7 protein-coding genes are annotated in these 12638 nt (G+C 35.6%); 1 reads left to right on the forward strand and 6 read right to left on the reverse strand.

What is annotated here, in order from left to right:
* Nucleotides 1-127 precede the first annotated feature (127 nt).
* The 5 genes from scrK to H3R21_RS04065 form a co-directional block, all read right to left on the reverse strand.
* Nucleotides 128-1000: a fructokinase ScrK gene (gene scrK, locus H3R21_RS04045; RefSeq protein WP_198183183.1), complete on the reverse strand. Its 873-nt coding sequence runs from the start codon at nt 998-1000 to the stop codon at nt 128-130.
* A 515-nt stretch (nt 1001-1515) separates the two neighbouring features.
* Nucleotides 1516-1902, reverse strand: a complete 387-nt coding sequence (locus H3R21_RS04050; protein WP_198183185.1) for a hypothetical protein — start codon at nt 1900-1902, stop codon at nt 1516-1518.
* 539 nt (nt 1903-2441) lie between these two features.
* Nucleotides 2442-3365 carry a type II toxin-antitoxin system antitoxin SocA domain-containing protein gene (locus H3R21_RS04055; protein WP_198183186.1) on the reverse strand — a complete coding sequence of 308 codons (924 nt, stop codon included), beginning with the start codon at nt 3363-3365 and terminating at the stop codon, nt 2442-2444.
* A 13-nt stretch (nt 3366-3378) separates the two neighbouring features.
* Entirely contained in the window at nt 3379-3669 is a 291-nt protein-coding gene (locus H3R21_RS04060) for a type II toxin-antitoxin system MqsR family toxin (RefSeq protein ID WP_198183188.1), read from the reverse strand.
* A 217-nt stretch (nt 3670-3886) separates the two neighbouring features.
* Nucleotides 3887-9631, reverse strand: coding sequence for a S8 family serine peptidase (locus tag H3R21_RS04065; RefSeq protein ID WP_198183190.1), 5745 nt, complete (start codon nt 9629-9631; stop codon nt 3887-3889).
* Nucleotides 9632-9923: 292 nt separating this feature from the next.
* On the opposite strand from H3R21_RS04065, the gene H3R21_RS04070 reads away from it, so the two are divergent.
* Nucleotides 9924-10829: a peptidylprolyl isomerase PrsA gene (locus H3R21_RS04070; protein ID WP_198183192.1), complete on the forward strand. Its 906-nt coding sequence runs from the start codon at nt 9924-9926 to the stop codon at nt 10827-10829.
* A gap of 460 nt (nt 10830-11289) precedes the next feature.
* Here the strand turns inward: H3R21_RS04070 and H3R21_RS04075 are convergent, their stop codons facing one another.
* Nucleotides 11290-12564, reverse strand: coding sequence for a UDP-N-acetylglucosamine 1-carboxyvinyltransferase (locus H3R21_RS04075; protein ID WP_198183194.1), 1275 nt, complete (start codon nt 12562-12564; stop codon nt 11290-11292).
* Nucleotides 12565-12638: the final 74 nt, after the last annotated feature.

Below are 12638 nucleotides of genomic sequence, written 5' to 3' on the forward strand. Positions count from 1 at the left end.
GATTATCAGTGCTTTACTAAATAGACACAACAAAAAGCCAATGACATCAAATAGATGCCATTGGCTTTTTTAGTATTATTGATTTTTTATATCTTTCCTGAAATTTTTGCTTAATATGCTGGATAAATTATTCTCTTAATAAGCGTTTTGCGAGTGCAAAATCACCTACAGTTGCTGAACCATTGTTTTCAATTTCAGGCATAACAATGTATTGGTCAAGTTCAGGTACATGAACATAGCCATTCAACAATTTAGCAAAATCACGTCTTACTTTTTCTAAGAACTTTTCACTAGTAACGCCGCCGCCAAAAACAATTTTATCAGGACGCAAAATCAATGTAACTTGCAAAGCAGCTTGAGCAACGTAGTAACTCATGATGTCCCAAACAGGATCTGATAGTGGAACATCCTTGCCTGGCTTATTCAAACGAGCGTCAAAAGTTGGACCGGATACTAAACCTTCCAGACAATCTTTATGGAAAGGACAAACACCTGCAAAATTAAGATCATCAGGATGACGTTTAAGCTTAACATGACCCATTTCAGGGTGACCAAGTGAGCCAACCAACTTGCCATTAATAATTGCTCCACCACCAACACCGGTGCCAATAGTGTAATAAACAAGGGAGTCAATATCTTCATTAGATAATTGTGACATGACGTACTCACCATACGCTGATCCATTTACATCAGTTGTAAAGTACATCGGTACATCAATCTCTTTTTTCAAATAACCAACAAAGTCAGTATTACTCCAGCCTGCCTTAGGTGTGTCAGTAATGTAGCCATAATTCGATGCAGTCTTACGTACTTCGATTGGTCCAAAAGAGGCAATTCCAATCGCATCAATATCAAATTTTTTGAAGTAGTCGACTGTCTTGCGAAGTGTTTCCTTTGGAGTTGTGGTTGGGAAAGTAGTTTGATCTTTAATCTGGTAATTTTCGTTACCCACGGCGCAAACAAACTTTGTTCCACCAGCTTCAATTGATCCTAATAACATTTAGTTGTCCTTTCGTTTTCAAATTCTAATTTACAAGATATTTATGAATAAGGCTAGCCAAGAAATATTGCTCCTTATTACAAAAAGAGAAAATATAATTTTTGGCATTTAAAGCGATATCATTCACATACAAAATAATAATACTATCATCAGTAATTAATTTAAAGCGTTTTTATGACTAGATTTTTACAGGCTAAATGGATTACTTCAACACAACAAAGTACAAGAGGCTATAACGGTCAGAAAAAGATTTTTCGCTTAATTCGTTCCTGTTACACTGTTTTTCTCGTTAATGCACACATTTTAATTAGTTGAAAAAAGCGCTTGTGTGAAAAAGTGTATATTAGTGTGAAAACAAAAAAGACTTGAAGCTATTGTCTTCAAGTCTTTTAAAACTCATTTTTGTTTAAATTAAATTATTTTTTCTACTACATTTCCTGGATAGCAACGAATCAGCAATACTAGTGTTTCAGCTACTTTTTCAACATTCAAACAACAAGTAAAAGGTTTAAAAATTATTTATTTCTATTACTTTTTACTATCTCTAAAACACTTATTATTAATTGCATTACCAGTTGAATATACCAAAGCAATAACGAATAAATAGATATAACGCCGAGTATAACATTTTTCCCATCTAAGTAATATAAAATTAGAAAGACGAAAAACATCACCAAATAAATGCGTTCCGAATAAATTACAACTTTGTGGTCAACTAAGTGATCTATTTCAGAAGAAGTTGATTCTTGGTCTTTACTTTTGGAAAATAATGCCACTGCCAATGTTATTAGTCCTGTTATTATTTCACCTGTACTACGCCAAGGAGAAAAATCTTTTATCGCAATTATTATCAATATGATACCTATTGAAATAGGAAAAATTTTACTAAGCTTTATTTTCATAATCTATTCCTAAAGAAAAAAGATTTATTTTTAGAATTGTTTATTAGCTTAATTTTTATGAAAATCTTATCTTAAACAATCTATATATTCATTGGCATTCTTCTAGATTTACTGATAATAATCCAACAGATCCGCCAATTTTATTTCCACATATCATCGACTAATACTATTCATTTATACGATTTGTATACTTAACTCATATTATACTACAAGCCCAATGTTAACTCAAATGGCTTGATAATACAGTTGATCAAGAAATTTCATCTTCAACCATGAGTGTGCTCAATACTACTTCAATAATTACTACACCAATTATGATTACCATTTTCAGCAATTTCTTGTACAAGATTAATTTATCTAAGTTATAGCCTAGATATAAAGAAAAAGAAGCCTTGTAAACAAGACTTCTTCTCTAAATTTCAAGCAACTGCTTTAAAGGCAGTTAGCTCTGTTATAGGATTAAGCAAAAGACTGAGCCTACAACTCAATAAATTTATTGAGACCCACATTAGGACACTTATTATTTATTCTTTCTCAAACTATTCTTCTACTCCTCGATTAAACGAATCAAAAATCAACTGATCTTTAATTATTTCTCTATCCGGAGTTAAATCCCATGGTGACCCGGACCGATGAGTCTGCTTACTTAATCGAGCAGCATTGTAATTAATGTAATCATCATTAACCTTATCTAGTAAATCGGCAATTTCACCATCTTTAGAAACCAAGTTATAGTCATTCATGGCCTCTTTATCTGGTTTATCAATATCTAAAACACGCTTACCATTAAACTTTTTATGTACTTCAGTTATTACTGGACCGTATTGTAAATGAATAATAGGGGAAGAAAACAACCTACTTCTAGTTTTAGCTAAAAATCTACCATATGCAAAATAGAGAAGCTTATTGGCTTTCATTTGCGTTAATGGATCAATATTCAAATCATTATCCCGCTCAAAGTAATTCTCAACTCGAAACCAATTGGCTAACTGCACAGCAGTGAACTTAGGTTGCTCAGGTTGTGATTCCACAACACTATCACTATGGTTCAAATAGGAATTAACTTTTGCTATCAATTCATCAGAATATTTATTCTTCTCATCAGAAATATATTGTTCAAGTACATTATCGCTTTTTATGAGAGCTTTTAACAACCTATTATTGGCCTTTGTTGGAAATGCACCTGCTTCGTAAAGAGCAATCGTATTTGGACTTAATCCGGTTAATTCTGCTAAATTACGTTGTGTTAATCCAACTTTAGCTCGATATTGTTTTATTTCCTTTGGTGACAATAGACCCATTTCGTCACGATATTTTTGACGGGCAATTTCAGCAGCTTGATCATCTAATGCCTTATCTGGAATCAGTTCATTGGTTTTTCTGTCAAAAAGAGCTGGTGCTGTTACTGTATACTTATGTCCATCAATAGTATAAATAGTAGTGAAGTCCTTTTGGTAAGCCATATAAACCCCTCCTTTAATAATCAAGATGGAAACTAATAAATACTACTTTTTGATTATCTTCAGTAAATACGAATTTAATGTAGTAAGTTTGGCCATCGCTTGTTTTAAATACCCAGACAAATTGTAATGGATTACTTCTATTCGGTTCATGTTTGACAAAATCACTGACTGACAACTGCTTAACTATTTCCTTCGTCAAAGTTACTGAAACTGGCATTGCCATTTTGTCTCTTCTTTGAACCATTTGAAAATGATCATGCTTCACCAAGAATTTTAGCCTCGCTAATGCCTCAGCAACTTCCATTACAAACCTCCAAGTATCATTTCTACATTATTATAGCATCTACTACTAATCAGTAGCAATTAGCAAATATTATACTTTGTAGTTCTATGCAGATTGGCAGAAACAAGGTAAAAGAAAAAGAAGCAAGCAGTTTTTAGCTGCTTGCTTCTTTTCATTTAATCTTTATCAACAGGTTTTAGCAAAGAGTCGTATTTGCTCATCTTTTAAAATCTAGAAGCTATTTTACAAGATGAACTTCATAGAAGTTTACGCTCTTGATGTATTTGCCTTCACCAACTCTATATGTCTCCTTAAATTTCTCTAAAGCCTTATATTGATCACCGTAGATGGTTACAGTGGCACCCTTCTTGAGAAGCTGACGTGATGCCTTCTTACCATTAGACTTGTATATGTAAGAATTTCTCTTCAACTTAGCCTTGGTACCAGTAATGTTTCTTACACGAACATATTCGTCTTTATCTACTACCTTGTAGAAATGTTGACCATTAAATGTATAAACCTTTAACTTATCCTTTTCAACTACAAGGTTAAGGAGGCTATATGCCTTGGCAGTCTTAGAAGTCTTCTTGAGCTCCTTAGTGTAAAGAACAGACTTGAACATTACCTCAGTTGATTTACCCTCTTCTTTTGTATCCTTATTTTCCGCATTATCCTTGTTCTTATCCGAAGCAGTTACATCTGCACTTGCTTGTGAAGTAGATTCAGTGGAACTTGGAGTGGTATTAGTCCATGGGAGAGATGGTTCAGTACGCTTAACAGTTAAATCTTTTTCTGCTTTATCCAATGCCTCAGTTGCAACCTTGACGTCTTCCAATGTAGCGTCTTTGTTTGCCAAGACTTCTTTTGCCTTGTCTAAAGCTTTTTCATAAGTCTTCTTGGATTCATCAGTGTATTTACCCAAATCCTTCTTGGTGCCAGCGTCAACCTTAGCTTGAAGTTCCTTCTTTGCCTTAGGCAATTCGTCATCTGAAGCATCTTTTTCTTTATCAGCCAATGCCTTTTCTGCTTTATCTAATGCATCAGTTGCAGCCTGAACATCTTCCAATGTAGCATCTTTGTCTGCCAAGACATCTTTTGCCTTGTTTAAAGCTTCTTCATAAGCCTTCTTAGAATCATTAGTGTAGCCACTCAAGTCTTTCTTTTCGCCATCATCAACAATAGCTTGAAGCTTTTCTTTAGCCTTGGATAATTTTTCGTCATCTGCACTAGGATTAGTTTTCTCATTAAGATCCTTGACCTCTACAGATTTAACATCAGATTCATTGCCATACTTATCAACAGCCTTAAATTCAACGGTACCATTTTCAGTGACTTTGAGTCCGTCGGCTGGCATATCCTTGAATGTCTTGCCGCCATCAACACTGTAAACCACCTTTGCATCAGGCTCCTTAGTAGTAGCTTCAAAGAGAGCAGACTCAGCATCTTCTGCCACAGTTTGCTTTACATCAGGCTCATCTAAGGTCTTTTCTGGTTCATAGTAAACAACTAAAGCTTGAGTAGTTTCATTGCCTTGGGCATCAGTTACTTTAATATTAAAAGTATTCTTACCCTTCTTCAATTCAACTTCATACTTAAAGTCCTTCTTGACACCTTCCTTGCTGTTGTAATCTACATCCCCCCAGGCAGATTCAATACTATTACCATTGATTGATAGTCCATAGTAATTGTAGTCATCAGTGACAGTACCAGAAATAGTGTATTTATCCTTGTTAATGTAAATAGGACCATCATCATCTAGGGTTAAAACAGGTGATTCTGCATCTACATAGAAAGTTAGCCTCTCTTGAGTAGTTTCTCTAACAGTTGAATCACCAATCAAAGCATTTATAATCTTAGCACCGTGAGTACCAACATTTAGAGTTACTTCAAATGTTTGATCAGAATTAATCTTCACGTCCTTACCATCAATTTGCAAAGTAGTAGTTGGTCTTCTTACCTTGCCAGTAATAGTCAACTGACCAGTTTTAGGATCATAGTTTTTGGTATTAGCGCTAACGGTGCTAGTGCCCCACTTAATGCCGTTATCGAATGTAACGTCACTGCTTTTTACAGTTGTTTTACCATGATCACTAGACTTAACCTTTTGTTCAATACTGGATGAATTACCATCTTCATCAGTTGCCACAAGATTAAAGTTGTTTTCACCAAAGCTTACTGGTAATTCAATGGAGAAAGTATGGTCATCCTTTAAATTAACTGATATGTCGTCTTCGCCATCTTGCTTAATTACTAACGACTTAGTATCATCACTTACCTTACCTGATAGCTTAACAGTAGCTTCAGATGTTTGGGCCAGTTTAGCTGATGAATCCTTGCTTGCATCGTAAGTATCAGTCTTATCAACGGTTAAATTTTCAACCTTAGCTGGTACAAGACTAACTGTAATTTCTTTTTCTTTAAGGACGGTCTTATGGTTAGCATCAGCATAAAGGGTAACCTTTGTCTTGTAATCATCCTTAGTAAGTGGAAGAGTAGCAGCAAAAGTATTGTCATCGTCACTTTCGATATCTAAGTCATGAATCTCACCACGCTTATCAGTATAAGTACCATATACCTTGCTTGGATAACTACCTGAGAAGACAAAGGATTCAGTGTCAGGATCGTAATTCTTAGTCTTTGAAGAAATCTTATCTGGTAAGCCACCATCTCTAAGAACTAAGCCAAAGCCAGTTTCACCAGGTTTATTGCTTTTACCTGAAGCAGTTCCTGCATTTGAAGCATTATCAAATAAAGCTACAGCAAAGTCATTAGTACCTGCTTGTAAAGCTTTTACCTGTTCAGGAGATAAGTCGATTTCAACCTTTTGGAAGCCATCTTCATCTGCCTTAGCAGTTGGATCATATGCTAACTGACTGAAGATACCATTTATAGAAACATTCGCGTCACCACTCAAACCACTAAGATCGTCCTTAGCTTCGACAGACAAGTAGTAACGAGTCTTTTCTTGGCCGTCGGCACCCTTTTCTGTACTTGATTCTAACTTGAGATTCTTTAATACAGGTTTAACACTGTCTACCTTAACTGGCATATCGTAGTGCTGCTCCGTGTTTGTGCCATCAACAGTAGCAGAGATTCTGTAAGTGTATGTTCCATCAGGCACTTTAACTGTCTTGTTAGCTTGTTGGTCAAAGTATGTACCATGCCACTCAGGAGCTTCATCAAAGTAATTGTATGTTTGAGCTGGTGCATAGTAGTATGACTTAGTGGCATTACTCAATGAAGCTAAGGTATTAATTACTTTGCCATCTTTATCCAAAATTTGAGCCTTAACATTATTCGCATTTCTGTATAAGTAATATGTCGGTTTAAACCATTGGAATTGAGCATTATCTGCAGTAGAAATTGCGAATTTCGAGGAATCAAATACATAATTACCTTCATCATCAATGTCTAAGCCCGGGTTAGCATTAATAGAATCATTACCAACAGTTACAATAGTACCCGAGATATTATTCTCAGGGTGGAATACGTCTGGATCATTTAAGCCAGCAAAAATTGGCAGATCTGAACTTGCCCAGTTGCCAAAGAATCCCATGTACGGTAAACGCAATTGTGAACTGTCTGATCCATTAAAGGTCAGGAATCCTTCAACAAACTGATTTTCCTTAAAATCAGATGGCAGTGCTAATGTAATAGTTAATTCCTTAGTTGAATTTGCAGGTACAACTACATCACCATCAGTTTGAACTGAAGCACCATCAATCTTCTTGTCGTATAAAACTGAACTACTATCAATAGCAGAAGTATAAACATCTGATTCTTTACCATTATTAGTTAACCTATAATTTAAAGTCTTATCCGTTCTATTGGTAAACCTAACTTGGAATTTGAGCGTTCTATCTGTGAAGCTCTTAAGCTCAACACCTGGATAGCCATTACTGCCAACAATAGTTGAAGGATTTTTAGCTAATGCCTGAATAGTAGCTTGTGCATTAATAAATCCAGCACCTTGTCTACGAGGCGAAACAATTACATTATCATGACTAATATCAGGCTGAATACTTGCAGTATTCATTTCCAAAGCCTTGATAAATGCGGTTCTTTCATCTGGACTCATCTTTTGATAAATTTCATAGAAAGAACCCTTTTTATCGTTCATTGCTTGACTAACAAGTGCTTGCGTACCAGCAATAAATGGAGACGCCATAGAAGTACCTGACATGTTAGTATAGCCATTATTGTTTTGAGTTGACCAAATATTTCCACCAGGTGCTGAAATATCTGGTTTAAAGGCCAAATTAGAAACAGGACCATATGAAGTAAAGTCAGACATTAAATCTGTCTTAAGCGCTGAATTATCTAATGGCTGTACAGCAATACTTACCTTTAATGCTTCATCAGGATTTTTTGCAACGTATTCTACTAACTTGCTTCCAGCAGCCCCTGATAATCCAACAGTTGGGAACCCGGCATTAAGTTGCATGTTAGTTAATGCACCGGCTTGATTATTAACAATGATTAGACCAGCAGCCCCTGCTTCTTGTGCAAATTTTTGTTTATCTGTAAAAGTGAGAGCCCCACGCTTAACGATGGCAATTTTCCCCTTAACATCAGATGTATATTGATTTGCAGAACCTATACCTAATTGTCCGTTTTTATCTTTAACAACATAAAATTGCCTGTCATTAAAGAATGAACGATCGGTACCTTCTGAAAGTTGAGTAGCTTCTGGGCCTGCTACTACAGTTTTACCATCAGCTGAAGTAAAAGTTATACCATCAGTAGTAACTTTATTATTCTCTGCTGATGCAACCGTTGTGGCAGTTCTGGCAGTACCCGGACTACCTATGGTTTCCATATCTGGATTGCCATAATATGCCTTGTTGTTGCCATCAGCTTTTGAGTTTGAGGTTCCAGAGTTACCAGCAGAAATTACAGCGGCAGTACCTGTCTTAGTAGCACGCTCAACAGCAGCAATTTCTGGATCATCATCAGTTTGTTGACCAGAAACAGAACCTAAGGACATGTTCAAAACATCAGCACCAAGTTTAGCTGAATCATCAATTGCCCCAATAACGCTAGTAGAATCAGTAGAAGCAGAACTAGCTGAATTAGAGAATGCCTTCATTGCTAATAGCTGAGCTTCTGGAGCAACACCTACAACCGAATTAACAGAATCTGAAGTGCCATTTGCACCTACGATACCTGAAACGTGCATACCGTGTTGTGTGCTAGAACCATTGTCAGTAATATTGTCATTGTTGTCTGAATAGTTATGTCCATATGGGACTTTTTCAGTAAAGTAGCGGCCATAACCTGCTTCTTTAGTGAAGGCAGCAACCTTTTCTCTAGTTAATTTTGCTTTAGATTCATCGCTTAACCGTAAATCCTTATGATTAGGATCAATACCTGTATCGATGATAGAAACTACAGTGCCTTCACCTTTATATTTATAATTATTCCAAACTGTCGAAACATTAGCCATATCATCAGCTGAAGAATCATTGGCATAGTAGACTTTTGCCAAAGTTACAGATTTAACACCTGGAATAGCTCTTAATTTTTGAATATCTTTAACCTTTGCTTTAGTAGCAAAACCGTTAACTACATAACCATAACTTTGACCAATTGCTTGGTTGGTAATTGCCTTTATATTTGCTTTAACTGAAGCCTGGCGTGCAATTACTTGTTTTGTAGCCCGCTCAATTTCTGCACTACTTGAATTTGTGCTTACTGATCCATTTGTAGCTGCAGGTGCAGCGGACAATTGAACAATTACATCAACATATACATTTTGCTTTTCATTAGAGGTTAAATGCTTAAGATTAACTCCCTTTGCAGCTAACTGTGCTTCAATTGCTTTGTTTGTCACGCCCACTGTAGCTGATTCTGTTACTTTAGAGCTTTTTGCAACAGTTTTTGTTTGACTGTCAACACTGGCTTTAACTTGCAGCTCAGCATTAGAGAATACAGAAAGTGCAGCCGCACAAACTAGCACTCCCACATACTTATTTTTTTTCATGGTTAGTCCCCCAAGCCTAATTAATAAAAGTGTTTTTGCCTGATTAAATTAATAATGTTACCAATTTAATTAAAAATTATATAGTAATAAATTAAAAAATCAACAGTATTTTAGTAATGCTAGCTATTGGTTTTTATTTACTTTCCACTGTAATACATGGCTTTTTCAGCTTCAACTATGATGAGTGCCTGTTTTTTACTTGTTATTTTTTGTAATTTTATTAAATAAAAAGTTGCAATCTGCTTTAATGTTTTTAATAATTAGATAAGAAATCTTCATTGGAGGAGATAAAATGGACAAATTATTAAAAGGTATAATAACTGCCGTAACTGGTATTTCTTTACTAAGCTTAGCAGGCTGTTCAAAGTCAAATAATGCAGAAGTTGCTCAATATGGAAAAGACAAAAAAATTACGCAACAAGAATTTTATAAGGAGCTCAAGTCAGCTCCTTCGAGTAAAAGCGTTTTAGCTAATTTGTTAATTTATGACGCTCTAAAAGCCCAATATGGGGAAAAACTGAATTCTAAAGAAGTTACTCAGGAATACAATAATTATAAAGAACGCTATGGTTCACAATTTGATGAGTTTTTAGCACAAAATTTATACACTAAGTCATCATTTAAGAGAATGATTCAAATTAACCTACTTAGTGAAATTGCATTGCGGTCTCAAATCAAGCCAACAGATAATCAATTAAGAGCAGAATGGAAAACGTATCAACCAAAAATTACTGTTCAGCATATTTTAGTAACGAGTCAATCAACAGCTGGAAAAATTATCAATCAGTTGGACAAGGGAAAAAGTTTTTCAAGTTTAGCAAAAGAATATTCTGTGGATAGTTCTACCAGCACTAATGGTGGAAAATTAGCACCCTTTAACCAAGAAAATAAAAATTTGGATTCTACTTTCAAAAATGCTGCATATAAACTTAAAAATGGTGAGTATACTGGCACCCCAGTAAAAGTTACTAATGGCTATGAAATAATAAAAATGATTAACCATCCAGCTAAAGGAAGTTTTGAGAACAATAAAGCAGAACTAACAAATAATCTTTATGACAAATGGGCTGCAAATTCTGCTGTTATGAGAAATGTAATCAGTCAAGTTTTGAAAGATCAAAACGTCAAAATTACAGACAAAGATTTAAAATCTGCCTTGGATCAATACAAAGGATCTACAAAGTCAGGGCTAAATTAGCGTTTAGTTGCTTATAAAATCATGTTGAACACTTACTAACGATTCAAAACTTTTAAATATCTAATCAATTACAGAACATTTATAATCTGCTTTTATTATGTAATTTGCGACAGCATGTCACGAGTATTTACCAAGCAGACTAAATTGCAAAAGGCGTTAAACTATATCCGTTCCGTGAGATAATTACAGTCTAATAGAAGGCAAACCTCTAAAGTTGAGATTTGCCTTCTATTTTGTTAATTAAAAGTATTATTCTTTATTTTTTATTCTAGCAGCAATATATTATAAACTCTAATATCTAATTTCCGAAAATCAGCATGTTGTATTAAACAATCAAATAGAACTACAAAAGGCAGATTTAATAAAATAATAAAGAAATGAGTATTAATGAAAATAGTAAAAAACGACTAATCAAAAGATTAGTCGTTTACTTAAATATCTTTAATTGCACTATTTTTAGCTACTTATCTGGAACGTCTTTGATTGTAACGTCAGCACCTAGCAAGCGTAATTTTTCTTGGACGCGATCATAACCACGAAGAATATTACCAGCATTGTTGATAATTGTGTCACCTTTTGCCATTAGTCCTGCAATCATCAAACACGCACCAGCTCTGATTTCTCCAGCAGAAACAGTTGCCCCATGCAACTTTTCAGTCGGATGAACAAGAATAATATTATCCTCTACTTTAATATCAGCACCCATCTTACGCAATTGCTCAATATGACCAATTCGTTTAGGGTAAATGCGATCAATTATTACACCCTCACCAGACTTAGCAGATAACAGCAAAGGAGTTACAGGCTGCTGCAAATCAGTAGCAAAACCTGGGTATGCACCAGTTTTAATCTGCGTCATTTTCAAGTCGCCAGCAGGATAAACGTAAAGTGAGTCCTCATCTGCATCAATAACTAGTCCCATTTCTTCTACCTTCGCAAGGTAAGAATCAAGGTGTTCTTCGATAATGTTATGAATGCAGATACCGTTGCCAATGCAGCCAGCAAGAGAAATGTACGTTCCAGCTTCAATTCGATCAGGAATAATCGTATGCGGAGCTCTAGCTTCTAACTTTTCAACACCTTCGATTCGAATTGAATCGGTTCCTGCTCCTCGAATAACTGCACCCATATTATTAAGGAAAGTTGCTAAGTCAATTATTTCAGGTTCTTTAGCAGCATTATCAATAACAGTTTGCCCATTTGCGGTAACTGAAGCCATGATAATATTCATTGTCGCGCCTACGGATGGCATTTCTAGGTGAATAGTCGCTCCTTGCAGTCCTTCATCAGGAGCAGTAATTGTTATTTGGTCATTTTCATTTGTTACACATGCACCTAAGGCTTCAAAACCTTTGATATGTTGGTCAATGGGGCGGGGTCCAATATCATCCCCGCCAGGGAAGCCCACAACAGCCTTACCAAAACGGCCAAGAAGAGCACCCATAAAGTAATAGGAAGCTCGTAAACTCTTGATCTTACCACTTGGCAATGGGCTCATCTTAATGTTCTCTGGATTGATTTGTAAAGTTGTCTTTTCAAAAGAACAAACGACGTCCATCTCACTCAGTAAATCCATTAAGTTGTCAACATCTGCAATCCTTGGAACGCCTTCCAAAGTTACCGGTGTACGCGACAAAATTGATGCCGGAATTAGTGCAACGGTTGAGTTCTTTGCGCCGCCAATCCAGACATCACCCTGTAGGGGCTTTCCACCATGAATTATCATTTGCTTCATTGGCGAAAAAATCCTTTTCTATTTTCGATTAGTCATAATTATGTTAAAGGAATTTAACGGAAAAAACAAGGGAA

This window comes from Lactobacillus sp. W8172, assembly GCF_016102055.1.
GTDB lineage: Bacteria > Bacillota > Bacilli > Lactobacillales > Lactobacillaceae > Lactobacillus > Lactobacillus apis_A.

Coding starts and splice junctions, on each gene's coding strand:
- H3R21_RS04050 (WP_198183185.1), bottom strand. CDS start 1,902: ATGAAAATAAAGCTTAGTAAAATTTTTCCTATTTCAATAGGTATCATA.
- H3R21_RS04065 (WP_198183190.1), bottom strand. CDS start 9,631: ATGAAAAAAAATAAGTATGTGGGAGTGCTAGTTTGTGCGGCTGCACTT.
- scrK (WP_198183183.1), bottom strand. CDS start 1,000: ATGTTATTAGGATCAATTGAAGCTGGTGGAACAAAGTTTGTTTGCGCC.
- H3R21_RS04070 (WP_198183192.1), top strand. CDS start 9,924: ATGGACAAATTATTAAAAGGTATAATAACTGCCGTAACTGGTATTTCT.
- H3R21_RS04060 (WP_198183188.1), bottom strand. CDS start 3,669: ATGGAAGTTGCTGAGGCATTAGCGAGGCTAAAATTCTTGGTGAAGCAT.
- H3R21_RS04075 (WP_198183194.1), bottom strand. CDS start 12,564: ATGAAGCAAATGATAATTCATGGTGGAAAGCCCCTACAGGGTGATGTC.
- H3R21_RS04055 (WP_198183186.1), bottom strand. CDS start 3,365: ATGGCTTACCAAAAGGACTTCACTACTATTTATACTATTGATGGACAT.